The sequence below is a fragment of the Streptomyces sp. NPDC037242 genome, assembly GCF_055604165.1.
This window is the reverse complement of record NZ_JBVJUY010000043.1, coordinates 1-22,844: the sequence shown is the minus strand read 5'-3', so window position 1 is coordinate 22,844 and position 22,844 is coordinate 1. Positions and strand designations below refer to the sequence as shown.

The 22,844-nt window shown below is 72.4% G+C and carries 18 protein-coding genes; 13 read left to right on the top strand and 5 right to left on the bottom strand.

The annotated features are described in order from the left end of the window. The first annotated feature begins 3 nt into the window (after positions 1 to 3). Together ACZ7GJ_RS34645 and ACZ7GJ_RS34640 are read left to right on the top strand one after the other, a co-directional pair. Positions 4 to 699, top strand: coding sequence for a YveK family protein (locus ACZ7GJ_RS34645; RefSeq protein WP_470757454.1), 696 nt, complete (start codon positions 4 to 6; stop codon positions 697 to 699). Then, complete coding sequence (locus ACZ7GJ_RS34640; RefSeq protein WP_470757453.1) at positions 696 to 1,838, top strand: GNAT family N-acetyltransferase; 1,143 nt, start codon at positions 696 to 698, stop codon at positions 1,836 to 1,838. Before ACZ7GJ_RS34645 ends, ACZ7GJ_RS34640 begins: the two co-directional genes overlap by 4 nt. A 38-nt stretch (positions 1,839 to 1,876) precedes the next feature. Here ACZ7GJ_RS34640 and ACZ7GJ_RS34635 read toward each other — a convergent pair whose 3' ends face one another. Next, a complete protein-coding gene (locus ACZ7GJ_RS34635; RefSeq protein ID WP_470757451.1) occupies positions 1,877 to 3,586 on the bottom strand; it encodes a glycoside hydrolase family 26 protein in 1,710 nt (569 codons plus the stop codon). Positions 3,587 to 3,880: 294 nt separating this feature from the next. Here ACZ7GJ_RS34635 and ACZ7GJ_RS34630 point away from each other — a divergent pair, with 294 nt between their 5' ends. The 5 genes from ACZ7GJ_RS34630 to ACZ7GJ_RS34610 all read left to right on the top strand — a co-directional run bounded on the left by ACZ7GJ_RS34630 (position 3,881) and on the right by ACZ7GJ_RS34610 (position 9,188). After that, positions 3,881 to 5,143, top strand: coding sequence for a carboxylate--amine ligase (locus tag ACZ7GJ_RS34630; RefSeq protein ID WP_470757450.1), 1,263 nt, complete (start codon positions 3,881 to 3,883; stop codon positions 5,141 to 5,143). Positions 5,144 to 5,222: 79 nt separating this feature from the next. After that, positions 5,223 to 6,497, top strand: coding sequence for an NAD(P)-binding domain-containing protein (locus ACZ7GJ_RS34625; RefSeq protein ID WP_470757449.1), 1,275 nt, complete (start codon positions 5,223 to 5,225; stop codon positions 6,495 to 6,497). Between the two features lie 12 nt (positions 6,498 to 6,509). Continuing rightward, positions 6,510 to 6,830 (top strand): hypothetical protein, encoded by a 321-nt coding sequence (locus ACZ7GJ_RS34620; protein WP_470757448.1) that lies wholly within the window; start codon positions 6,510 to 6,512, stop codon positions 6,828 to 6,830. Between the two features lie 99 nt (positions 6,831 to 6,929). Next, entirely contained in the window at positions 6,930 to 8,936 is a 2,007-nt protein-coding gene (locus ACZ7GJ_RS34615; protein WP_470757521.1) for a SpoIIE family protein phosphatase, read from the top strand. 84 nt (positions 8,937 to 9,020) lie between these two features. Next, positions 9,021 to 9,188, top strand: a complete 168-nt coding sequence (locus ACZ7GJ_RS34610; RefSeq protein ID WP_470757447.1) for a hypothetical protein — start codon at positions 9,021 to 9,023, stop codon at positions 9,186 to 9,188. A gap of 33 nt (positions 9,189 to 9,221) precedes the next feature. Here the strand turns inward: ACZ7GJ_RS34610 and ACZ7GJ_RS34605 are convergent, their stop codons facing one another. Further along, a complete protein-coding gene (locus tag ACZ7GJ_RS34605) occupies positions 9,222 to 9,665 on the bottom strand; it encodes a DUF6299 family protein (RefSeq protein WP_470757446.1) in 444 nt (147 codons plus the stop codon). A gap of 166 nt (positions 9,666 to 9,831) precedes the next feature. Between ACZ7GJ_RS34605 and ACZ7GJ_RS34600 the strand changes: the two genes are divergently transcribed. Further along, positions 9,832 to 10,419, top strand: coding sequence for a DUF4352 domain-containing protein (locus ACZ7GJ_RS34600; RefSeq protein ID WP_470757445.1), 588 nt, complete (start codon positions 9,832 to 9,834; stop codon positions 10,417 to 10,419). Positions 10,420 to 10,475: 56 nt separating this feature from the next. After that, on the top strand, positions 10,476 to 10,970 hold the full coding sequence (locus ACZ7GJ_RS34595; RefSeq protein ID WP_470757443.1) for a DUF5949 family protein: 495 nt from the start codon (positions 10,476 to 10,478) through the stop codon (positions 10,968 to 10,970). 91 nt (positions 10,971 to 11,061) lie between these two features. On the opposite strand, the gene ACZ7GJ_RS34590 is transcribed toward ACZ7GJ_RS34595, so the two are convergent. From ACZ7GJ_RS34590 to ACZ7GJ_RS34580, 3 genes are all read right to left on the bottom strand, one after another. Then, positions 11,062 to 12,318: a cytochrome P450 gene (locus ACZ7GJ_RS34590; RefSeq protein ID WP_470757441.1), complete on the bottom strand. Its 1,257-nt coding sequence runs from the start codon at positions 12,316 to 12,318 to the stop codon at positions 11,062 to 11,064. 76 nt (positions 12,319 to 12,394) lie between these two features. Then, positions 12,395 to 13,558 (bottom strand): low temperature requirement protein A, encoded by a 1,164-nt coding sequence (locus ACZ7GJ_RS34585; protein ID WP_470757440.1) that lies wholly within the window; start codon positions 13,556 to 13,558, stop codon positions 12,395 to 12,397. Between the two features lie 29 nt (positions 13,559 to 13,587). Further along, positions 13,588 to 14,316, bottom strand: a complete 729-nt coding sequence (locus ACZ7GJ_RS34580) for a sirohydrochlorin chelatase (RefSeq protein WP_470757438.1) — start codon at positions 14,314 to 14,316, stop codon at positions 13,588 to 13,590. A 186-nt stretch (positions 14,317 to 14,502) separates the two neighbouring features. On the opposite strand from ACZ7GJ_RS34580, the gene nirB reads away from it, so the two are divergent. The 4 genes from nirB to pflB all read left to right on the top strand — a co-directional run bounded on the left by nirB (position 14,503) and on the right by pflB (position 22,705). Beyond that, positions 14,503 to 17,298 (top strand): nitrite reductase large subunit NirB, encoded by a 2,796-nt coding sequence (nirB, locus tag ACZ7GJ_RS34575; RefSeq protein ID WP_470757437.1) that lies wholly within the window; start codon positions 14,503 to 14,505, stop codon positions 17,296 to 17,298. Between the two features lie 150 nt (positions 17,299 to 17,448). Continuing rightward, complete coding sequence (locus ACZ7GJ_RS34570) at positions 17,449 to 18,855, top strand: MFS transporter (RefSeq protein WP_470757436.1); 1,407 nt, start codon at positions 17,449 to 17,451, stop codon at positions 18,853 to 18,855. A 59-nt stretch (positions 18,856 to 18,914) separates the two neighbouring features. Next, on the top strand, positions 18,915 to 20,219 hold the full coding sequence (locus ACZ7GJ_RS34565; protein WP_470757520.1) for an anaerobic C4-dicarboxylate transporter family protein: 1,305 nt from the start codon (positions 18,915 to 18,917) through the stop codon (positions 20,217 to 20,219). A 206-nt stretch (positions 20,220 to 20,425) separates the two neighbouring features. Further along, a complete protein-coding gene (gene pflB / locus ACZ7GJ_RS34560; RefSeq protein ID WP_470757434.1) occupies positions 20,426 to 22,705 on the top strand; it encodes a formate C-acetyltransferase in 2,280 nt (759 codons plus the stop codon). Positions 22,706 to 22,844: the final 139 nt, after the last annotated feature.

Here is a 22,844-nt window from a genome sequence, read left to right as displayed (position 1 = left end):
CTCATGGCCGATACCGCAGACCAGAAGAAGACCGTCCACCGCCGCCGGACGCGGCTGCTGCCGCCGCCCGCCTGGTGGCCGCTGCCCGCCTTTGCGCTGCTCGGCCTGGCCGCGGGCGGGGCGTACGGGGTGCTCAAGGCGCCCGAGTACGCGGCCACCAGCTACGTCGTCGCCGTCCCGGACGACACCACCGAGCCGGCCACCGCCCTCGGCTTCGCCCAGGCGTACGCCCGCATCGCGACCAGCAGCTCCACCCTCGCGTACGCCCAGCCGCGCGCGGGCATCGGCGCCCGGCAGCTGCGCACGCAGGTGCGGGCCGAGACCTCTCCCGAGTCCCCGATGATCGCCATCACGGGCACCTCCAAGAGCCCGGCCGAGGCCGCCGACATCGCCAACGCCGTCGCGGACGCCCTGTCCCTCAGCAGCAACCAGGCCGCCAAGAACACCGGGGTCCAGCTGCTCCTGTTCAACCAGGCCGTGGCGCCCAGCGACCCGGCCTCGCCGTCCGCGCCCGTCAGCGGGGCCGTCGGGCTGTGCGCCGGCGGGCTCCTCGGCGGCCTGTGGCTCCTCGCCCGGCCGACCCGGCGCCGGGAGGAGCCGGCGGCGGAGGAGGCCGGGCAGTCCGCCGTGGAGGAGTACGCCTCGCTGCCCGCGCAGAGCGAGCACACCGAATCCAAGGAGAAGGAGCCCGTTCGATGACCGCGGGCTCCGCAGGGGCCCTGTCGGTGACGCTGTGCCGCGACCCCCGGCAGTTCGCCGCGCTGGAGGAGCAGTGGAACCGGCTCGTCCGCGGCTGCCCCACCGCCACCCCCTTCCAGAGCCACGCCTGGCTGCACTCCTGGTGGCTCTCGTACGGGAAGGACGGCCGGCTGCGGATCGTCCTCGCGCGGCGCGGTGACGAGCTGGTCGGCGCGGCCGCGCTGATGCTCGTACACCGGCCGCTGCCGCTGCTCGTGCCGCTCGGCGGCGGGATCACCGACTACTTCGACGTGCTCGTGGCCGGGGAGCACGCCGACCAGGTCGTCCCGGCGCTGGCCCGCGGGCTGCACCGGGCCGCCCGGGGCGCCGTGGTGGACCTGCGCGAGGTACGGCCCGGGGCCGCCGCCGAGGCGGTGTACGAGGCGTGGCCGGGGGCGCGCTGCAAGCTGGCCGACTCCACCTGCATGGAGCTGCCCGCGATGCCGTTCGACGAGCTGGTCAAGCGGATGCCGGCCTCCGGCGCGCAGCGGGTGCGGGCCAAGCTCCGCAAGACCGACGCGGCCGGCATCGAGGAGCACGAGGTCACCGAGCAGGAAGTGCCCCGTGCCGTACGGACGCTGCTGCGGCTGCACGAGAAGCAGTGGCGCGGCCGCGGGGTGACCCCCGAACACCTCAAGCCGCGCTTCGCCGAGCACCTGACCCGGGCCACGCGGCGGATGGTGCGGGCCGGGGAGGGGCGGCTGGCCGAGTTCCGGCTCGACGGGAAGGTGGTGGCCGCGAACCTCACGCTGCTGTCGGGCGCGCTCAGCGGCGGCTACCTGTACGGGGCCGACCCGGACCTGCGCGACCGGAAGGTGGACGTGGCGACCCTGCTGCTGCGCTACGAGACGGGGCGCGCGCTCGCGGAGGGCCGCCCGGTGGTGAGCTTCCTGCGCGGCAACGAGCCGTACAAGAACCACTGGCGGCCCGAGACCGTGGTCAACCAGCGCTTCCTGCTGGCCACGGCCGCGCTCGCGCCCCTGCTGCGGCTGCACGAGTCGCAGGTGTCGGGGCGGGAGCGGGCGGTGGACGTACTGCGGGAGGCGCTGCCGGCGGCCCGGGACTGGCGGGCCCGGCTCAACGAACTCCGGGTCCGATGAGCGGACCGCCGCGCCGGGACCGGGGCGGGGGCCGGGGTCTAGAAGGGCCAGATGCCGGACTCCCTGCCCCAGTCGATCTTGACGCAGACCGACTGCTTGCCGACCAGCTTGGAGAGCCATTCGCCGAAGTTGAGCGGCACGCACCACTGCGCGCTGTTCAGCGGCGGCTGGGGCGCGGGCGGTTCGGGCGCGAGCGGGCTCGGGGGCACCACGGGCGACGGCAGCGGGGACGGTGCCTCGGGCGACGGGACCTCGGGCGAGGGCACGGGCGCGGGGACGGACACGTCGGGCACGGGCTCGGGCTTGGGCACGTCCGGCGTGGGTACGTCCGGCGTGGGCACCTCGGGCGTGGGTACGGCGGGCGTGGGCACGGCCGGACCGGGCACCTCGGGCACGGGGTCGGGCTTGGGTACGTCGGGCGTGGGCTCGGGCACGGCGGGGCTGGGCACCGGGACCGGGACCTCGGGCGCCGGGACCACCGGCGAGGGCAGCGGGACCTCGGGGGTGGGCACCACCGGCGAGGGGAACGGCACGTCGGGCGTGGGGACGGCCGGGCTCGGCACCACGGGCGTGGGGACGGCCGGGGTCGGGACCTCGGGCGTCGGGATCTGCGGGGTCGGGACCTGCGGGGTCGGGACCTCGGGCGTCGGGATCTGCGGGGTCGGGACCTGCGGGGTCGGGACCTCGGGCGTCGGGATCTGCGGGGTCGGGACGACCGGCGTGGGGATGGCCGGAGTCGGGATCCCCGGCGTCGGGATCGCCGGGCCCGGCTTCTCGGGCGTCAGCGCCTCGCGGAAGGCCTTCGCGGACTGCGGGTTCTGCTTGCACTGCCACACGCCGTGCGGGCAGTAGTCGGTGATGGTGTGGTAGACCGGCCGGTGCTGCTCGATCCACTTCAGCATGCGCCGCACGTACTCCGGGTTGTCCCCGTGCCGGAACAGCCCCCACTCCGGGTACGAGATCTGCTTGCCGTGTGCTTTCGCGAAGTCGACATGCGCCTGGAGCCCGTACGGCTGGCTGATCTGCTCGTCGAACGTGCGGCCGGGAGCCTGGTCGTAGGAGTCCATGCCGACGATGTCGACCACGTCGTCACCGGGGTAGCACTTGGTCCAGCCGATCGCGTCCGTACCCCGGTTCGGGGCGAAGTCGAACTTGAACCGCTGACCGGGTACGGAGCGCATGGTGGTGACGATGCGCTTCCAGTACGCCTTCCAGTTCTCCGGGTCCGGCCCGCAGCGGTGGGTGTAGGTGGTGCCGTTCATCTCCCAGCCGAGCACGATCACCGTGTCGGGGACGCCCAGTTCCACCAGCCGCTCGGCGAGCTTCTTGAAGTGGCGGTCGTAGTCCCCGTCCGCGCCCGCGCGGATCAGCTGGGCCACCTGGTAGTCCGGCACCCGGCTTTCGTTGCGCTCCTGCATGGGCACGTTGAGGACGAACATCCGGTCGTCCTCGGCCCGGCGCCACTGCGCCCAGTTCTGCAGGAAGCTGACGTTGCCCTCGATGCCGGCCCACCGGTCACCGGGCAGATAGGTGTGCCCGACCCGGATCTCCTTGCCGCCCAGCCAGCGCGACAGGTACGGGATCCGGGCCACCCCCGGCGGCCCGTAGTCGAGATAGGCGCCCATGGCGATGTCGGAGCCCTCGGGCTGGTCCCCCTCGGGCGCCGCGAGCGCGGCCCCGGTGGCGAGCAGCGCGGCCGTGACCGTACCGATGCAGGTGCTCGCCAGTCTGTGGCGTGGTCTGGGCATGGCGTCTCCCGAGCTCTCCTGAATCGGTGTGCTTGTCAAAGACGTTAGGCATCACATCTGACGAATGGCCTGTCCGGTGACCGCTGCATAGGCCATTCGCAGGTGCGCATCCTCCCCGCTTGGTCCGACTAGGTGAAAGACACCGTTTCCATGCACGCGTTCGCCAACCATGTGCCCGCTGTTCTGCTCAGACTCGATCGGAATCCGTTCCACCACGGAACCCTCGGCGCCGTCAGATCCCTTGGGCGCAAGGGCGTGGAGGTCCATGCCGTCGTCGAGGCCGGGGGAGGTCCCATGGGGCGTTCGCGCTACCTGCGCACCGTGCACCCCGGGCCCGACTGCGGCGCGGACGGGCTGGATCCAGAGGCGCCCGAGGCGCTCCTCGAATGCCTGGTCGGTGTCTCGGAGCGGATCGGGCGGCCCGCGGTGCTCTTCGCCATGGACGATCTGAGCGCCATCGCGGTGTCCAGGATCGCGCCGATGCTCAAGGGCAGGCTCTTGATCCCCCATCAGCCGGACGGGCTGCCCGCGCGGGTCGCCGACAAGGCCGAGCTGTCGAGGCTGTGCGCCCGCTGGGACATCCCGCACCCGGAGACCGTGATCCCGGCGAGCGGGGCCGAGGCGGCGGAGGCCGCGTGGCGGCTGGGGCTGCCGGTGATCGCGAAGTGGAGTCGGCCGTGGCTGCTGCCGGCCGGCACGGACCTGCGCAGCACCACGCTCGTGCAGACCGCTGCCGAGGCGCGGCGGTTGTACGAGCGCTCCGCCGAGGCCGGAAGCCGGCTGCTGCTCCAGCGGTTCCTTCCCGCCGGGCCGGACACGGACTGGTTCTTCCACGGTGCCTTCGCCCGCGGGGGGCGGCCGCTGCTGGCCGGGTCGGGCCGCAAGGAGCTGTCCTGGCCAGTGCGGACCGGGCTGACGGCGGTGGGGCGCTGGCTGCCGGATCCGGCCGTGGAGGAGGCGGGGCTGCGGATCGCCGAACGGCTGGGCTACCAGGGCATCTTGGACCTGGACTTCCGCCGGGACGAGCGCGGCTGCTTCCGGCTGGTGGACTTCAACCCGCGGCCGGGAGCGCAGTTCCGGCTGTTCGCGGACGCGGCCGGGCTGGACGTGGTCCAGGCGATGTACCTGGATCTGACGGGCCAACGGGTGCCGGAGCCCTCCGGGGGGCCGGGCCGGGTGTTCGTGGCGGAGAACTACGCCCTGCTGGCGGCGGTGCGGGGCGGGTCGCTCCCGCGGCGCCGCGAGCCCGCGCAGGCTTCCGTACCGCGCGGGGAGCGGGGGCGGATGGAGGCGGCCTGGTTCGCCGCCGACGACCCGCTGCCGTTCCTGGCGATGCTCGCCGCCTTCCTCGGCCGGGGCGCGGGGAAGGGCGTACGGGCGCTGCGCGGCGTACCGGCGCACGGGCGGCGGACCGCGCGCGCGGTGGTCCGCGCTCCGCGCCAGCGCGGACGGGACCTGCCGTCGGCGGCAGCGGCGCCGGGCGCGACCGCGCCGGCCTCCCGGACCGCGCCGCCCGGGGCATCGGCGGCGGAGCCGGACGAACTGGTGGCCCGGTGATCCGCTGAGGCTGCGGCCCGCGGTGCCCGATGAGTTGTGACCTCTTGAACGTGAGACTGGAAGGACGGCCGTGACGCGGATGGACGATCTCGTGGTGGTCGGCGCGGGCCCGTACGGGCTGTCGATCGCCGCGCACGCGGCGGGCGCGGGACTCGACGTACGGGTGCTCGGACGGCCGATGGCCTCCTGGCGGGACCATATGCCCGACGGCATGTACCTGAAGTCGGAGCCGTGGTCCTCCAACCTGTCCGCGCCGGGCGGGGACCACACCTTGGCCGACTACTGCGCCACCCGCGGGATTCCGGCGGAACACGGCACTCCGCTGCCGATCGGCACGTTCAGCTCGTACGGGCTCTGGTTCGCCCGGCACGCCGCGCCCGAAGTGGAGGAGGTCACCGTCACCGAGGTCACGCCCGAGGGCGAGGGCTTCCGGGTCCGTACCGCCGAGGGGCCCGCGCTGCTCGCCCGCACCGTCGCCCTGGCGGTCGGGGTCATGCCCTTCGTCAACCATCCCGAGGTCCTGCGGGACCTGCCGCCCACGCACTACTCGCACAGCAGCGGCCACCGCGACCTGGCCCGGTTCGCCGGCCGGGAGGTCGCCGTGCTCGGAGCCGGGCAGGCGGCCCTGGAGACGGCCGCCCTGCTCGCCGAGAGCGGCGCCCGGCCCTGCCTGGTCGCCCGGCGCTCCCGGCTGAACTGGAACACCGTGCCCCAGCCGCTGCGGCGGCCCCCGCTGCGCGCCCTGCGCGACCCGCACAGCGGCCTCGGCACCGGCTGGCGCAGCTGGGCCTGGTCGGAGCTGCCCTGGGCCGTGCGGCGGCTGCCCGCGCCCACCCGGGAGCGGATCGTGGCGACCGCGCTGGGCCCCGCGGGGGCCTGGTGGCTGCGGGAGCGCTTCGAGCGGCGGGTCCCCGCGCTGCTCGGCCACCGGCTGCACCGGGCCGTCGCGGTGGGGGAGCGGACCCGGCTGGGGCTGACCACGGCGGCCGGGGAGTCCGTGGTGCTCGACGCCGCGCATGTGATCGCGGCGACCGGCTTCACCCCGGACCTGGCCCGGCTGGAGCTGCTCGACGCGGGGCTGCGGGCCGCGCTGGCCACGGTGGGCGGGAGCGGGACGCCGGAGCTGAGCCCCGGATTCGAGTCCTCCTGGCCGGGGCTGTTCTTCGCGGGGCTGCTGACGGCTCCCTCATTCGGCCCTTCCATGCGATTCGTGCACGGCGCGGGCTTCACGGCGGGGAGACTGGTCAGAGGAGTCCGAAAGCGCCTCGGCGCCCGGGGTCCGCTGCCGGGCCCCACCGGTGGGGCGCGGCCGGACCGGACCACTGCCGGCAATCCGAGCACGTATCTGCGGTGAGAGGGGTCCGCGATGAGCGCGGAGCGAGGACAGGGCCGTGGCTGGGTACGCATTCCCGCCAGCCGCGGGGAACAGCCCGGCAGGACCGGCGCGTCCGCGGGCCCCAGGGCCGCGGCGCCCGGGACCGCCACGGCCGGGCCGTCCCCGTACGAGACGCCCCCGTATGCCCAGTACCCCGCGTACCCGCCGTACGCGGGGGCCACGTACGGGGACCAGACGGTGATCTACATGTCCCTGGTCAAGCGCTGGCGGGAGGCCGGACGCACCCTTCCGGGGCATCCTGACGAGGAGTGGGAGCGGCTCATCTCCCAGCCGTGCTGGCCCGGCCGTTAGGTGGTGTGACTCTTGGCAGCGGCGGAGCGACGCGACAGACCCGGGCAGGACCGCCCGGAGCCCGTGACCGGGCCCGGCGAGCGGCTCGCGCTGAACGGCATGGGCAGCTTCGAGTGGGACCTCGACGCGGGGACGCTGGCGCTGGACGAGGCCGGGATGGCCGTCTACGACCTGGGTCCGGGCGAGTTCGACGGGACCCCGGAGGGCCTCGGGCTGCGGATCCCGGCCGAGGACAGCCTGCGGCTCGCCGATTCCGTGATCGCCGTCCTGGAGGGCGGTGAGGAGACGTACGGCTCGTACTTCACGGTGCAGCGGCGCGACGGCCGCGCCCAGTGGACCCACACCCAGGGCAGGGTGCTGCGGGAGGCGGACGGGCGGCCGTACCGGATCCTCGGGATCGTCCGGGACGCGACCGCAGAGCTGGAGCACGCCACGATCCTGCGGAGGCTGGAGACGGCGCGGGCCCAGCAGACGACCATCGTGCAGCGGACGACGGAGGCGCTGTCGCGGGCGGTGACCGTCGATGACGTCACGGCGACGCTGACCGGCGCGGGCGCGCTGGAGCGGCTCGGCGCGGACGGGCTGGCGCTGGGGCTGGTCGAGAACGGTGCCATCAAGATCATCGCGCTCAGCGGGGAGTCCCTGGAGATCCTCAGCGAGCGCAAGTTCACCCGGCTGGACGGGACGCTCCCGCTGTCGCACGCCGTGATCACCCGGCAGGCGCGCTTCGTCACCTCGCTCACCGAGCTGGCGGGCGAATTCCCGCTGCTCGCCGACTACTTGAACCGGATCCAGTTCGACGCGGCCGCCTACCTGCCGCTGATCGCCCAGGCCAAGGCCATCGGCGGGCTGGTGCTCTTCTACCGCCGGCGCCGTGAGTTCACCCCGGAGGAGAAGAACCTCTGCCTGGGCCTGGCCGGCATCGTCGCCCAGTCGCTCCAGCGGGCGCTCCTCTTCGACCAGGAGCGGGAGTTCGCGACCGGCCTGCAGGCGTCCATGCTGCCGCGCCGGATCCCGGAGATCACCGGCGGGGAGATCGCCGTCCGCTACCACTCCGCATGGAGCGGACGGGAGGTCGGCGGGGACTGGTACGACGTGATCTCCCTGCCCCGTGACCGGGTCGGCATCGTGGTCGGCGACGTACAGGGCCACGACACGCACGCCGCGGCCATCATGGGCCAGCTCCGGATTGCCCTTCGGGCGTACGCGGGCGAGGGCCACCCGCCCTCCACGGTGCTGGCGCGGGCCTCGCGCTTCCTGGCAGAACTGGACACCGAGCGCTTCGCGACCTGCATGTACGCGCAGGTGGACCTGGAGACCGGAGGCGTACGGGCCGTCCGCGCGGGCCATCTCGGCCCGCTGATCCGGCACACGGACGGGCGTACCGGCTGGCCCAACGTGCGCGGCGGCCTGCCGCTGGGGCTGGCCTCGATCTTCGAGCAGGAGGAGTTCCCCGAGACCCGCCTCGACCTGGTCCCCGGGGAGACCCTCGTCCTGTGCACGGACGGCCTCGTGGAGGAGCCCGGGACCGCCATCACCCAGGGCATGGAGGCCCTGGCCCACGCGGTGCGCAGCGGCCCGCAGGAGGCGGGCGCGCTCGCCGACCACCTCTCGGACCGGCTCTGGGAGCGCTGGGGCTCCGGCGACGACGTGGCGCTGCTGGTGCTGCGCCGGGCTCCCGACCCGGGCACCCACCGGGCCCCGCGCATCCACCAGTACATCCACCAGGCGGACCCCGAGGGGCTCTCCGAGGCGCGCTACGCCCTGCGGCAGGCGCTGCGGGACTGGGGCATGCCGGAGCTCGCGGACGATGTGGAACTGGCGGCGGGGGAGCTGCTGGTCAACGCCCTGCTGCACACGGACGGCGGGGCGGTGCTGACGATGGAGGTGCTGCCCGAGCCGGTCCGGCGGATCCGGCTGTGGGTCAAGGACCGCTCCAGCGTGTGGCCGCGGCGGCGGACCCCGGGCGAGTCGGCGACGACCGGGCGCGGGCTGCTGCTGGTGGACGCGCTGGCGACGCACTGGGGCGTGGAGTCCCGCGGCGACGGCAAGGCGGTGTGGTGCGAGTTCGACGCGGCGGGCAGCGCGGCTCGCAGCGCGGGGTGACCGCATGGGGTGACCGCGTGCTCACGTCGAGTTGTGGCCCGCCGGGGTCGGGGTGATGATGCGGACCATGAAAGAGGTTCTGCTGTGAGCCGCCTGGGCAAAGGCGCCGCGCTGGGCATCCTGGCCCTGCTCCTGCTGGCGGCCGGGATGCCGACGGTCGTGGACTGGACGACGGGGCGTCCGCACGCGGATCCCGGGTGCCAGACCGTCGCGTTCATGTCGATGACGGCCGTCGCGCCCGCTTGCCGGTAGCGGCGGCTACCGGCCTGCGGGCGAGCCACGGACTCAGTGGACTCCGTGGATCTTGATGTCCTGGGTGTCCTCGGCGACCGTGCTGATCGAGCGCGGGAACAGCCCGCCGGAGAGCTGGATCTCCTGGAGCTGCACCCTGGCCGTCGCGTGGCCCGGGTGCAGGCCGCCGCTGAGCGGCGAGTGGGCCCGCCACTGGCGCTCGTGGCCGTCGCAGACGAGGTCGCCGCTCGTTCCGATGCTGAGGCTGCTGCCGTCCTGGGCGACGGTCACCTTGATCTGCATCGCCCCCGAGGGTGACGCCTGCTCGCAGTGGTAGCTGCCGGAAAGGGTGACGCCGTCGTCCGAGTTGATGGCGGCGTACTTGTCCACGGAAATGCCTTGGTTGAAAACAGTGGCCTCGGCCGGGGCCGTGAATACCGCAGTGGCGGCCAGTGCGGAGAGGGCCGTCAGTGCCATTCGGCGGGCGGGCGTGCGCATTCGTCCTCGCATTTTTGCTCCAGAGGGATCCGGTTGGCGGGAACCGCCGGAACGCATTGTGCTGGCAGTCGAGGGGGTAACTCGCCCCGCGGGCTCGTGTCGGTGTGTGCAATTGCCCGCTCGGGCGCGTGAGACTGGCCGAAATACATCCCCGGAGGGATCCCGCATGCGCCAGTCCGCTTCCGTCCTCGCCGCCGCTCTCCTCCCGCTCCTCCTGTTCGGTGCTACGGCCTGTCAGAGCGCTCCCGAGGGAGCCGCGCTCGCGCCGGCCGCGGGTCCCGCCGTCCCGGTGGACGACGGGGTGCCGGGGGTGGAGGACGCGCCCGCGCGGACCACGCAGAACGCCGCCCGTGTGGGCGAGTCCGTACGGGTGCACGGCGCCCAGGTGGGCCGCCACCTCCAGGCGGTGCTCAACGCGTACGTGGATCCCGCGGTCAGCGTCGAGAAGAACTTCGCGCCGCCCGCGGGCAAGCGCTGGGTGGCCGCCTCGATGTCGTTCGTCAACGTCGGCGGAGCCTCGTACGGGGCCCTCGGACGCATGTGGGCGCTCGACGGCGCGGGGCAGCGCCATCCGGTGGTGCCGACCGGTGAACTGACGACCGGCAAACCCCTCGTCTTCGATTCCCTCGCGGTCGGTGAGCGGGCCGAAGGCTGGGTCGTGTTCGAAATTCCGGAAAATACGCGCATTGTGCGGCTCCAGTACCAGGACGCGAACACGCAGGCGAATCCCGGAGGTGGATTCTGGGCGGTGTAGCCCGGCCGGGTGAAAGGCCGTGAAGGGTCCGGGGGAGAGACCACTAGGGTGCGCGCATGACTTCAACCAAAGCCGAAATCGACCGGTCCAAGCTCGGCACCCTTTCCGTGCTCGCCTGGATCGGCGACCCCGATGAGGCCCACGACATCCCGTACCTCCTCGCCTACTCCCTCGGTGACGGCCCCGACGGCCCGGAGGCCGGCGAGGAGGCGGCCCGCGGGCTGCTGGAGGAGCTCGGCCTGCCCATCGGCGACGTGGTCATGGACGGCGTGCGCAACCCGGCGGGCTTCCCCGTGCAGATCCTCCTGGAGGGCAACCAGATCGCGCTGACCCTGCCGGGTCTGAACGCGAAGTGCATCGCCCCGCCGGAGTGGGTCGCCGCCGCCGACGACAGCGGGCAGGCGTACTTCCTCTTCGCGACGCGCGCCTGGCCCGAGGCGGTCCCCGGCAAGCCGGTCTCCGCGGAGACCCTGCAGGCGTTCGCGGGTGACGAGGAGGTGCTCACCAGCAGCGCCCACGCCGTCCTCGCGGTGCGGCGCCTGCAGAAGTAGCGCGGACGGGGGAGCCCATCCCGCTCCGGCCGCCGGGCTCCCAGCCTGCCCGGTGGCCGGTTCTCCCGTGGGCGGCCGCCGGGCTACGGGGCTACGGGCGCTCGAAGGCGAACTTGAGCGAGCGGACGCGGTTGTCGAAGTTGGACCCCGCCAGATCCGGCAGCCCGGCCGCACGCAGGCCGACCGGCCGGGTCAGCAGTTCGCGGAACAGCGCCTTCATCTCCACCCGGGCCAGGTGCGCGCCCAGGCAGAAGTGCGGTCCGCCGCCGCCGAAGCCCAGGTGGGGGTTGGGGGAGCGGGTGATGTCGAAGGCGTCGGGGTCGGGGAAGACGGCCTCGTCCCGGTTGGCGGAGGCGTAGTACAGCACCACCTTGTCGCCGGGGTGCAGCGGGTGTCCGCCCAGGGTGTGTTCGGCGGCCACCGTCCGGCGGAACTGGATGATCGGCGTCGAGTGCCGGATCATCTCGTCGACGGCTCCCTCGGCGTACTTCTCGAAGTCCGAGAGCAACAGGTCCCGTTGTTCGGGGAAGTCGGTCAGCAGGGTCAGCCCGTGCGTGATGGCGTTGCGGGTGGTCTCCACGCCCGCCACCATCAGCAGGCTGAAGAAGGCGCCGAGTTGCCGGGCTCCCAGTGCCTGGCCGTCGACGTTCGCGCGGACCAGCGCCGAGATCAGGTCGTCGGTGGGGTTCTTGCGCCGCTCCCGGCCGATGCCCGCGACCATCCGCTGCATCCGGGCCAGGGCGCGCAGCCCGCGCCCGGGCATGCGCAGCCGGGAGGCCAGGGCCCGCTCCACGCCGATGTTCTCGGAGGCGTGGTTGACGCGGTCGGCGATCTCGGCGCGGTAGCGCTCCGGGATGCCCATCATGTTGCAGATGACCTCCAGCGGCAGCCTGGAGGCCACCGCCGAGACGAACTCGTCGGGCTCCTCGGCCAGTACGTCGTCGACGATCCGGGCCGCCACCGCGTGGATGTCCTCCTCGGCGGCCGCCAGCAGACGGGGCGTGAAGGCCCGCTGCACGATCTTGCGCAGCTGTGCGTGGTCCGCGCCGTCGAGGTTGACCATCGAGTCCCCGAACAGCGCCCGCACCCAGCGGGCCGGCTCGGGGGTGGTCACCCCGGGCGCGCTGGCGAACACCTTCGGCAGCCGGCTCGCCTCCTGTACGTCGGCGTGCCGTACGAGGGCCCAGTGGCCGCCCTTCCCCTCGGGGACGAACACGGGGGAGTCCAGGGCGCGCAGGCGGGCGAAGGCGGCCAGCCGGTGGGCGGGCGGCTGCTGCCAGAAGCCCGGGTCGGCCAGCTCCCTGCCGGGGTCGCCGCCCGTGCCGTGCCGTTGTGCCGGGAGTGTCATGGCCTGCCTCCAGTTGCGACGCGTCGTCCTGCGCTGGAGAACGGCGCCGGTGGCGCGGGGGTGACGGGTCGGCGCCTCAAACCCGGGCGGCGGGGCCGGGCCCGCGGGTGGCCAGGGTCATGCCGACGGCGACGGTCGCCGCCGCGACGAGGCCCGCGTACAGGACGGCGTACGGGCCCGCCCAGGTGCAGGCGAGCACGGCGAGGGCGGAGACCGGCAGGGTCAGCTGCTGTGCGGGGCCCCGCTTGAAATGGCGGGAGTGCAGCAGCCAGACCATGAGCAGGAAGACCGCGGCCGGGACGGTGACGGCGGCGTTCGCGGCGAGCTGCGAGATGTGGGCCTTGCCGACGGCGTGCTCGACCGCGACCTCGATGCCGGCGCCGATGGCCGCGCCCGAGCCGAAGATCAGCAGGTGCCCGTAACCCCACGGGATCGCCTCCCGGTTGGAGGTGAGGTGCTCGTGCATCGGCACCGCGAAGTAGATCCACCAGGCGGCGAAGACGATCAGCAGGCCGCCCGCGGCGATGGGCAGCAGCTCGCCGAGCGCCTCGTGCTCGTCGATCGCCGACTTCACGGCCACCGTGCTCGCCGCGATCGTCTCGCCCAGCACGATGATCGTGAACAGGCCGTACCGCTCGACGATGTGGTGGGCGTGCCACGGCGTCTGGTGTCCGCGCTCGGCCAGCACCGGGACCAGCAGCTCGGCGACGACGAGGACCAGGAACAGCCAGCGCTTGGCGTCGTCCGGGGCGAACAGCAGCGCCACCCAGCCGGCCTGGCAGACGACCAGCCCGGCCGCGTACTTCAGGGCCGCCGCGCGGGCCTCGCCGCTCTCGCCCGCGGCGGCCCGCAGCCACTGGGCGGTGAGCGCGACGCGCATGATCAGGTAGCCGATGACGGCCACCGTCCAGTCGTTCTGGTCGAAGGCCCGGCTCACGCCGGCCGCGTAGACGAGCACGCCGGCGATCTGGACGAGGGTCGCGATCCGGTACGGCACGTCGTCGCAGTCGTAGGCGGAGGCGAACCACGTGAAGTTCATCCACGCCCACCACACGCCGAAGAAGACGAAGCAGTAGCCGATCACGCCGGTGCCGGGATGGCCCTCGGCCAGCGCGTGCACGAGCCGGGCTCCGGCCTGGGCGATGGCGACGACGAAGCAGAGGTCGAAGAACAGCTCCAGCGGCGTGGCCGCCCGGTGGTCCTCGTCACGGCTGCGGGCGGTCATGGGGGAGTAGGCCATGGCCGACAGCAGACCAGAGGGGTACCGGTTCAGCAGGCGAGGCGCGCGGCCCTCAGCGCCCACATGCCCCGGGCGGACTTGTAGCGCGCCAGCACCAGCCGGGCCAGGTGCGGATGGTCGGCCAGCGGCGCGGACACCGTCCAGGCGCCGAGGCCCGCGAGGGCCTGGGTGAAACGGCCCGGGGCCAGCAGGTGCGCGGCGACGGCGATCCGGCGGTGGCCGGCATCCCGCAGCGCGGCCAGGGCCTCGGGAACGGTGGGCCCGGCCGAGGTCAGGTACGCGGGAACCACCGGGACGGGCTCAGGCCCGGGGCCGCGGTCGTACTCCAGCAGGGCGGCCAGCCCGGCCGCGCAGGCCTCCGTACCGGCGTTGCCGCCCGGGCGGGAGGAGCCGGCTCCGGCCACGACGACGGCGTCGGCCCTTGCGCGCGGGCCGTGGCGGCGCTCGGCGTCGCGCAGCCGGCTGTGCAGGGCGAGGGCGATGTCGGGCTCGCCGCTGAGGCCCTCGGTCAGCACGCAGCCGGTCCCGTCGAGCACCGCCGGGATGTCCACGCGGCGGTGGTAGCCGTCGCCGAGCAGCAGCGGGACGACCACCGCGCGCGGGTGGTCGCGTACGACGTCGGCGAGGCAGGGGCGCTGCACGTCCAGGTGGCCGACGGCCGCGCGGACCCCGCTCCGTGCCTCGATGGCCGTGACGAGCCGGCCGATGGTGGCGGCGGCGGCCGGGGCCGCGCTGCCGTGTACGGCGAGTACGAGCATGCCTTCCACGCTAGGCGGGCGCGGCCCCCGGCGGAGCCCGGCCAAAGACCTTCGGCGCAGGTCACAGGTCCTGTGCGAAAGGGGTCGGGCTCCCCGCCACGAGGGGCCCTTTTCGGGCGGTCCTGCCGGTGGGGCGGACCTACCGTCGAAAGGTCGGAACGTATGCACGCACTCGGAGAGTGATCCATGGGGCAGACGCTGGTTGTCATCGGCCACGGCATGGTGGGACACCGCCTGCTGGAGGCGCTTGCCGAGCGTGACGCGCTCGCCGACCCGGCCCGCCCCGGCAGCGGCGGCTGGCAGGTCACCGTCCTCGCCGAGGAGGAGCGCCCCGCCTACGACCGTGTGCACCTGTCCGGCGCCTTCACCGGGTCCACGGGCGAGGAGCTGTCCCTGGTCGGGCCCGGGTTCCTGGAGCGGTACGGCATCGACCTGCGGCTCGGCGACCCCGCCGAGCAGATCGACACCGCCGCCCGTACGGTCACCAGCCGGTCCGGGGCCGTCCTTCGCTACGACGCCCTGGTGCTGGCGACCGGCTCCTACCCCTTCGTACCGCCGATCGACGGCGCGGGCGCCGTAGGCTGCTTCACCTACCGCACGCTGGACGACGTCGAGGCGCTGACCGCGTACGCGGGCGGCGGGGCGCGGACCGGCGTGGTCATCGGCGGCGGGCTGCTCGGCCTGGAGGCGGCGGGCGCGCTGCGCACGCTGGGACTGACCACGCACGTCGTGGAGTTCGCGCCCCGGCTGATGCCGTTGCAGGTGGACGACGGCGGCGCGGCCGCGCTGCGGGCCACCATCGAATCCATGGGCGTCGCCGTGCACACGGGTGTGGGCGCCGCCGGGGTCGAGACCGACGGGGACGGCAAGGCCGTCAACCTGCGGCTGACCAACGGGCAGGAGCTCAGCTCCGACGTCGTCGTGTTCTCGGCGGGCGTGCGCCCGCGCGACCGCCTGGCGCGCGAGTGCGGGCTGGCCGTCGGCGACCGGGGCGGGGTGGTCGTGGACGCCCACTGCCGCACCAGCGACCCGTACGTCTACGCGGTCGGCGAGTGCGCGCAGACCGTGGACGGCAAGGTGTACGGGCTGGTCGCGCCCGGCTACCAGATGGCCGAGACGGTCGCCGAGGCGCTGGCGGGGGCGGGGGCGCTGACCTTCACCGGGGCCGACACCTCCACCAAGCTGAAGCTGATGGGCGCCGATGTGGCCTCCTTCGGCGACCCGTTCGCGCCCGAGGGGCGGGACGGGGCCGTCTCGGTGGTCTTCTCCGACGCCCGGGAAGGCGTGTACAAGAAGCTGCTGCTCGGCCCGGACGGGGCGCTGCTCGGCGGCATCCTGGTGGGCGACGCCGAGGCGTACGGATCGCTGAAGCCGCACGCCGGCCGGCAGCTGCCGGCTCCGGCCGAGGCCTTCATCCTGCCGTCGACCGAGGGGGTGGCCCTGCCGGGCGCGGACGCGCTGCCCGACGAGGCGGTGGTGTGCAGCTGCCACAACGTCACCAAGGGGCAGGTCCGTACGGCGGTGGCGGCCGAATCCCTCACCGACATCGGCGGCATCAAGAAGTGCACCAAGGCGGGCACCGGCTGCGGTGGCTGCCTGGGCACGCTGCAGGCGGTGCTGGACGCGGAACTGGCTGCGGCGGGCATCGAGAAGCCGCGCGGGCTGTGCGAGCACTTCACCCTCACGCGGGCGGAGATCTACGAGAAGGTCCGCACCGAGAAGATCCGCAGCTTCAGCGAGCTACTGGAGGCGTACGGAGAGGGCGGCGAGGGCTGCGCCGTGTGCAAGCCGGCCGTCGCGAACGTGCTCGGGACCCTCGCGCCGGACCTGGGCATCGGGCACATCCTGGCGGGCGAGCAGGCGGCCCTGCAGGACTCCAACGACCTCTTCCTCGCCAACCTCCAGAAGGACGGCACCTATTCGGTCGTCCCGCGCGTCGCGGGCGGCGAGATCACGGCCGAGCAGGTCATCGCACTGGGCGAGGTGGCCAGGGACTACGGCCTCTACACGAAGATCACCGGTGCGCAGCGGATCGGGCTCTTCGGTGTCCGCAAGGAGCAGCTGCCGGACATCTGGCGGCGCCTGGGCGGCGCCGGCTTCGAGTCCGGGCAGGCGTACGGGAAGTCGCTGCGGGCGGTGAAGTCGTGCGTGGGCGCCCGCTTCTGCCGGTTCGGGCAGGGCGATTCGATCCAGCTCGCGATCGACCTGGAGCTGCGCTACCGGGGGCTGCGCACGCCGCACAAGTTCAAGGGCGGGGTCTCCGGCTGTCTGCGCGAGTGCGCGGAGGCGCGGGGCAAGGACATCGGCGTCATCGCCACCGCCAACGGCTGGAACCTGTACGTCGGCGGCAACGGCGGGGCGACCCCGCGCCACGCGGACCTGCTGGCCTCGGACCTGACGAGCGCCGAACTCTTCGCGCTGACCGACCGGTTCCTCATGTACTACATCCGCACCGGCGAGCGGCTGGAGCGCACGGCGGCCTGGATGGAGCGGCTCGGCGGGAGCACGGCCGCGGTGGAGCACCTCCGCGAGGTCCTGATCGAGGACTCGCTCGGGATCTGCGCCGAGCTGGAGGCGCAGATGGAGCGGCACGTGGCGGCGTACCAGGACGAGTGGCAGGCCGTGCTGGAGGACCCGGCGGCGCTGGAGCGCTTCGGGGCGGTGGACTTCGGCGCGGTGGACTCCGAGGCGGCTGCCGGCGAGGCCCTGGAACCGGGCCGGGGACGCACCGCCGTACTGCCGGACGGGACGCAGGCGGCCGTCTTCAAGGACCGCGCCGGCGAGGTGTACGCGGTCGCCAACCGGGACCCCTTCTCGGGCGCGGACGTGATCGCCAACGGCATCATGGGCTCGCGCGACGGGGTGCCGGTGGTGGCGTCCCCGATGCACAAACAGGTCTTCGACCTGCGCACCGGCGTCTGCCTGGACGACCCCGAGGTGTCGCTCCCGGTGGTGGAGCTGCCGGTGGGCCTGCGGCCGTAAGCGGCCGTAAGGCTGTCGGAGCCGCTTACCAACGCACTGTGGGCGACGGGACCTTGTCCTGTCGCCCACAGTGCGTTCTCCTCTGCCGCGGGCGCCGAGCGAGGCGGAACCTGGATAAGTCAGGACCCTTCTCGCAGTTCAGGACGTGCAATGAGTACCGCCACGCAGGAAGCGCAGAGGACGCTGGCCGATCCGGCGCAGTACCGCCCCGGCCGCACCATCACGGAGTGGACGCCGGAGGATCCGTCCTTCTGGCAGTCCACGGGTAAGAAGGTCGCCACCCGCAACCTGTGGATCGCGGTGCCGGCCCTGCTCGTGGCCTTCGTGGTCTGGCAGGTCTGGAGCATCACGGCGACCAACCTGAAGGACGTCGGCTTCGGCTTCTCCCAGTCCCAGCTCTTCTGGCTGACGGCCGTCCCGGGCATCACCGGCGGTACCGCCCGCATCCTCTACACCTTCATCGGCCCGATGATCGGCCAGCGCCGCTTCACGGCCCTCTCCACGGTCGTGCTGGTCGTACCGCTGCTGTGGCTCGGCTTCGCGGTGCAGAACCCGGACACCTCCTACGGCACGATGATCGCCATCGCGGCGCTGTGCGGCATCGGCGGCGCGAACTTCTCCTCCTCCCTGGCCAACATCGGCTTCTTCTACCCCAAGCAGGAGAAGGGCAACGCGACCGGCATCAACGGCGGCCTGGGCAACCTGGGCGTCTCCGTGGTCCAGCTGCTCACCCCGATCCTGATCACTTCGTCGGTCCTGGCGATCGGCGCGGGCCAGAAGAAGGCGAACGGCTCCGAGATCTACCTGCAGAACGCGGCCTTCGTCTGGGTGCCCGTCCTGATCGTCCTCGCCGCCGTCGCCTGGTTCGGCCAGAACGACCTCAAGGTCGCCTCCACCCCCTTCAGCCAGCAGAAGATCATCTTCAAGCGCAAGCACAACTGGCTGATGACCTGGCTCTACGTCGGCACCTTCGGGTCCTTCATCGGTTTCGCGGCCGCGCTGCCGCTGCTGATCAAGACCACCTTCCCCGCGTACTCGGTGGCCACCTACGCCTGGATGGGCCCGGCCCTCGGTGCGCTGGCCCGCTGGGCCGGCGGCTGGATCGCCGACAAGCTCGGCGGCGCCCGGGTGACGATCCTGTCCTTCGTGGGCATGGCGGCCTCGATCATCGGTGTCATCACCTTCCTCCCGGCCGGCTCCGACCAGGGCTCCTTCTACGGCTTCTTCTTCTGCTTCCTGTCGGCCTTCTTCTTCTCGGGCATCGGCAACGGCTCGACCTTCCGCCAGATCCCGGTCATCTTCCGGGGCCAGCACCTGAAGGGCCTGACGGAGGGCACGCCGGAGTACGCGAGGGCCCTCAAGCAGGCGGAGATCGAGTCCGGCGCGGTCACCGGCTTCACCGCCGCCATCGCCGCCTACGGCTTCTTCTTCATCCCGGCGATGTTCGCCAACTTCGCCGTGACCAGCGCGATGTGGGGCTTCGTCGCCTTCTATGCCTCCTGTGTCGTCGTGGCCTGGTGGTTCTACGCCCGCAAGGGCGCGGAAGCCCCGAGCTAGACCCGTCGCCGCACGCGCGCTCCGCCCCGGCAGAACGAAAGGTCGCACCAGTGCTCGGCATGTTCCTGCAACTCGCCGTCATGGTGGCGGCCATCGGGCTGGGGTCCCGCAAGGGCGGGGTGGCCATGGGGCTATGGGGCGCCGTCGGCGTCTTCGTGCTCGCGACGTTCTTCGGGGTCACCCCCGCCGACACCTCCGGCATCGTCGACGTCATGCTGATCATCCTCGCGGTGATCATGGCCGCCGCCGCGATGGAGGCGGCCGGCGGCATCGACTACCTCGTCGGGGTCGCCGAGAAGGCCATCAGGCGCAAGCCCGCCCGGGTCGTGTACGTCGCCCCCCTGGTGTCATGGATGTTCACGCTCGGCGCCGGCACGGCCCACGTCTTCTACCCCCTGCTCCCCGTCATCCACGACGTCGCCCGCGAGGGCGGCGTCCGGCCCGAGCGGCCCATCGCGGTCTCCTCGATCGCCGCCACCTTCGGTATCACCGCTTCCCCCGTCTCCGCCGCCATGGCGGCCATGATCGTGATGTTCGACGGCGACGGATGGAACCTGCCCCGGATCATGGCCGTGGCGGTACCGGCCACCCTGCTCGGTGTGATCGCGGCCGCCACCGTGCAGTCCCGGGTGGGCAAGGAGCTGGCGGAGGACGCCGAGTACCTGCGCAGGCTGGCCGCCGGCGAGATCGAGGCCCCCGCCCCCGCCGAAGCCGCCCCGCCGCTGCCGCCGCGGGCGCGCTGGTCGGCGTACCTCTTCCTCGGCGGGACCGTCGCCGTCGTGCTCAGCGGGCTCTTCCCCGACCTGCGTCCCCGGGCCGACAAGGGCCCGCTGTCCATGCCCGCCACCATCGAGATCCTGATGATGGCCGTGGCCGCGCTGATCCTGCTGCTCTGCAAGGTCGACGCCAAGCGGATACCGGGCACGGACGTGGCCAAGTCCGGTCTCGTCGCCGTCATCGGAGTCTTCGGACTGTCCTGGCTGGGCCTGTCCTTCATCGGCGCCAACGAGGCCCGGATCACCGGCGCGCTGGGCGGGGTCGCGCAGGACCACCCCTGGTTCTTCGCCATCATGCTGCTGCTCCTCTCCGCTCTGCTCTTCAGTCAGGCCACCACCACGAAGGCCCTGATGCCGCTCGGGCTGGCACTCGGCATACCGGCCCCCCTCCTCATCGCGATGTGGCCCGCCGTGAACGGCTATTTCCTCCTCCCCACCTACGGCACCTTCATCGCGGCGATCAACTTCGACCGGACGGGCACCACCCGCGTCGGCCGCTTCGTCGTCAACCACTCCTTCATGCTGCCCGGCCTGGTCACGACCTGCGTCGCGGTATCCACAGGCTTCGTCCTGGTTCATATCGTCTGATTTCTTCAAATCCTTGTGAAAGCATTCACAAGCTCACGATGGACCTTCGGCCTGATCGAAATGCCAGGTCAGAGGGCATGAACGACCCCGGATTCAGTGAACCGGGGGACCTTCGGGCCCCAGCTCGGGACCAACGCGGCGCCAAATGATCGATCAAAAGGCGTGCAATGGAGACAAGCAATGAGGCGACTCGGAAGGTGCGGGCGATGACTGTCACCCCTGCGGAAACCACGAAGAACGGCGAGGCCGGCGAGGCCTGGGAGGGCTTCAAGGGCGGTCTGTGGCGTGACGCCATCGACGTCCGCGACTTCATCCAGCAGAACTACACGCCGTACGAGGGCGACGACGGCTTCCTCGCCGGCCCGACCGAGCGCACCACCGCCGTGTGGAAGGCGATCACGGACAAGTTCCCGCAGGAGCGCGAGAAGGGCGTCTACGACGTCGCCCACGACATCCCCTCGTCGATCACCGCGCACGCCCCGGGCTACATCGACCGCGACAAGGACCTGATCGTCGGCCTCCAGACGGACGCCCCGCTCAAGCGCGCGATCATGCCGTACGGCGGCTGGCGCATGGTCGCCGGCGCCCTGGAGACCTACGGCTACCCGGTCTCCGAGGATCTGGAGAAGGTCTTCACCGAGTACCGCAAGACCCACAACGCCGGTGTCTTCGACGCCTACACCCCCGAGATCCGCGCCGCCCGCAAGGCCGGCATCGTGACCGGCCTCCCGGACGCCTACGGCCGCGGCCGCATCATCGGCGACTACCGCCGCGTGGCCCTCTACGGTGTGGACCGCCTCGTCTCCTTCAAGAAGGAGGAGAAGGAGGAGCTGAACTCCCTCCCCGCCGGCAACCGTTCGCTGGAGGAGACGATCCGCCTGCGCGAGGAGCTCTCCGAGCAGATCCGCGCGCTCGGCGAACTCAAGGCGATGGCCGCCTCCTACGGCTACGACATCTCCGGCCCGGCAGCGACCGGCCGCGAGGCCATCCAGTGGCTGTACTTCGCGTACCTCGCCGCCGTGAAGGAGCAGAACGGCGCGGCCATGTCGCTCGGCCGCACCTCCACCTTCGTCGACGTCTACCTCCAGCGCGACATCGAGGCAGGCCTCCTCACCGAGGAGCAGGCCCAGGAGCTGGTCGACGACTTCATCATCAAGCTCCGCATCGTCCGCTTCCTGCGCACCCCGGATTACGACGAGCTGTTCTCCGGCGACCCGACCTGGGTCACCGAGTCGATCGCCGGCATGGGTGAGGACGGCCGCCCGCTGGTCACCCGGACCTCCTTCCGCTACCTCCAGACCCTCTACAACCTGGGACCCGCTCCCGAGCCGAACATGACGGTCTTCTGGTCGCCGCAGCTGCCGCAGGGCTTCAAGGAGTTCTGCGCCCGGGTCTCGATCGACACCTCCTCGGTCCAGTACGAGTCCGACGAGCTGATGCGCCCGCGCTTCGGCGACGACACCGCCATCGCGTGCTGCGTCTCGGCGATGCCGGTCGGCAAGCAGATGCAGTTCTTCGGCGCCCGCGTGAACCTCGCCAAGACCCTGCTCTACGCGATCAACGGCGGCCGGGACGAGAAGTCCGGCGCCCAGGTCGGCCCCGAGACCGGCGCCCTCACCTCCGAGGTCCTGGACTACGACCAGGTCATGGCCAAGTTCGACGAGCAGATGGAATGGCTCGCGGACACCTACGTCCACGCCCTGAACGTCATCCACTACATGCACGACCGGTACGCCTACGAGCGCATCGAGATGGCGCTCCACGACCGCGACGTGCGCCGCACCATGGCCTGCGGCATCGCCGGCCTCTCGGTCGCCGCAGACTCGCTGTCCGCCATCAAGTACGCCAAGGTCACCGCCCTGCGCGACGAGACCGGTCTGGCCACCGACTACACCGTCGAGGGCGAGTACCCGGCGTACGGCAACAACGACGACCGCGTCGACGAGATCGCCGTCTGGCTCGTCGAGGAGTTCATGAAGAAGGTGCGCAAGCACGAGACGTACCGGGGCGCCGAGCACACCCAGTCCGTGCTGACGATCACCTCGAACGTCGTCTACGGCAAGAAGACCGGCAACACGCCCGACGGCCGCCGCGCCGGCGAGCCGTTCTCCCCGGGCGCCAACCCGATGAACGGCCGCGACACCCACGGCTACGTCACCTCGGCGCTGTCGGTCGCGAAGCTCCCGTACGAGGACGCCGAGGACGGCATCTCGCTGACCAACACCGTCACCCCCGACGGCCTGGGCCGCACCCCCGAGGAGCGGATCAAGAACCTGGCGGGCGTGCTCGACGGCTACATGGCGGTCGACGGCTTCCACATGAACGTGAACGTGCTCAACCGCGACACGCTCATGGACGCCATGGAGCACCCGGAGAAGTACCCGCAGCTGACCATCCGCGTCAGCGGCTACGCGGTGAACTTCGTCCGGCTGACGCGCGACCAGCAGCTCGACGTGCTGAACCGCACCTTCCACGGCTCCCTCTAGGTCGTGTCGTCAAAGTCCCGTCTGGCCGGCGGGGCCTGGTGCGCCGCCGGGGGGGGGGGGGGGGGGGGGGGGGGGGGGGGGGGGGGGGGGGGGGGGGGGGGGGGGGGGGGGGGGGGGGGGGGGGGGGGGGGGGGGGGGG

Excerpts from the sequence above, each read along its gene's own strand:
- ACZ7GJ_RS34645 (WP_470757454.1), top strand. The coding sequence starts at position 4 with ATGGCCGATACCGCAGACCAGAAGAAGACCGTCCACCGCCGCCGGACG.
- ACZ7GJ_RS34640 (WP_470757453.1), top strand. The coding sequence starts at position 696 with ATGACCGCGGGCTCCGCAGGGGCCCTGTCGGTGACGCTGTGCCGCGAC.
- ACZ7GJ_RS34635 (WP_470757451.1), bottom strand. The coding sequence starts at position 3,586 with ATGCCCAGACCACGCCACAGACTGGCGAGCACCTGCATCGGTACGGTC.
- ACZ7GJ_RS34630 (WP_470757450.1), top strand. The coding sequence starts at position 3,881 with ATGGGGCGTTCGCGCTACCTGCGCACCGTGCACCCCGGGCCCGACTGC.
- ACZ7GJ_RS34625 (WP_470757449.1), top strand. The coding sequence starts at position 5,223 with ATGGACGATCTCGTGGTGGTCGGCGCGGGCCCGTACGGGCTGTCGATC.
- ACZ7GJ_RS34620 (WP_470757448.1), top strand. The coding sequence starts at position 6,510 with ATGAGCGCGGAGCGAGGACAGGGCCGTGGCTGGGTACGCATTCCCGCC.
- ACZ7GJ_RS34615 (WP_470757521.1), top strand. The coding sequence starts at position 6,930 with ATGGGCAGCTTCGAGTGGGACCTCGACGCGGGGACGCTGGCGCTGGAC.
- ACZ7GJ_RS34605 (WP_470757446.1), bottom strand. The coding sequence starts at position 9,665 with ATGCGCACGCCCGCCCGCCGAATGGCACTGACGGCCCTCTCCGCACTG.
- ACZ7GJ_RS34600 (WP_470757445.1), top strand. The coding sequence starts at position 9,832 with ATGCGCCAGTCCGCTTCCGTCCTCGCCGCCGCTCTCCTCCCGCTCCTC.
- ACZ7GJ_RS34595 (WP_470757443.1), top strand. The coding sequence starts at position 10,476 with ATGACTTCAACCAAAGCCGAAATCGACCGGTCCAAGCTCGGCACCCTT.
- ACZ7GJ_RS34590 (WP_470757441.1), bottom strand. The coding sequence starts at position 12,318 with ATGACACTCCCGGCACAACGGCACGGCACGGGCGGCGACCCCGGCAGG.
- ACZ7GJ_RS34585 (WP_470757440.1), bottom strand. The coding sequence starts at position 13,558 with ATGGCCTACTCCCCCATGACCGCCCGCAGCCGTGACGAGGACCACCGG.
- ACZ7GJ_RS34580 (WP_470757438.1), bottom strand. The coding sequence starts at position 14,316 with ATGCTCGTACTCGCCGTACACGGCAGCGCGGCCCCGGCCGCCGCCGCC.
- nirB (WP_470757437.1), top strand. The coding sequence starts at position 14,503 with ATGGGGCAGACGCTGGTTGTCATCGGCCACGGCATGGTGGGACACCGC.
- ACZ7GJ_RS34570 (WP_470757436.1), top strand. The coding sequence starts at position 17,449 with ATGAGTACCGCCACGCAGGAAGCGCAGAGGACGCTGGCCGATCCGGCG.
- ACZ7GJ_RS34565 (WP_470757520.1), top strand. The coding sequence starts at position 18,915 with ATGTTCCTGCAACTCGCCGTCATGGTGGCGGCCATCGGGCTGGGGTCC.
- pflB (WP_470757434.1), top strand. The coding sequence starts at position 20,426 with ATGACTGTCACCCCTGCGGAAACCACGAAGAACGGCGAGGCCGGCGAG.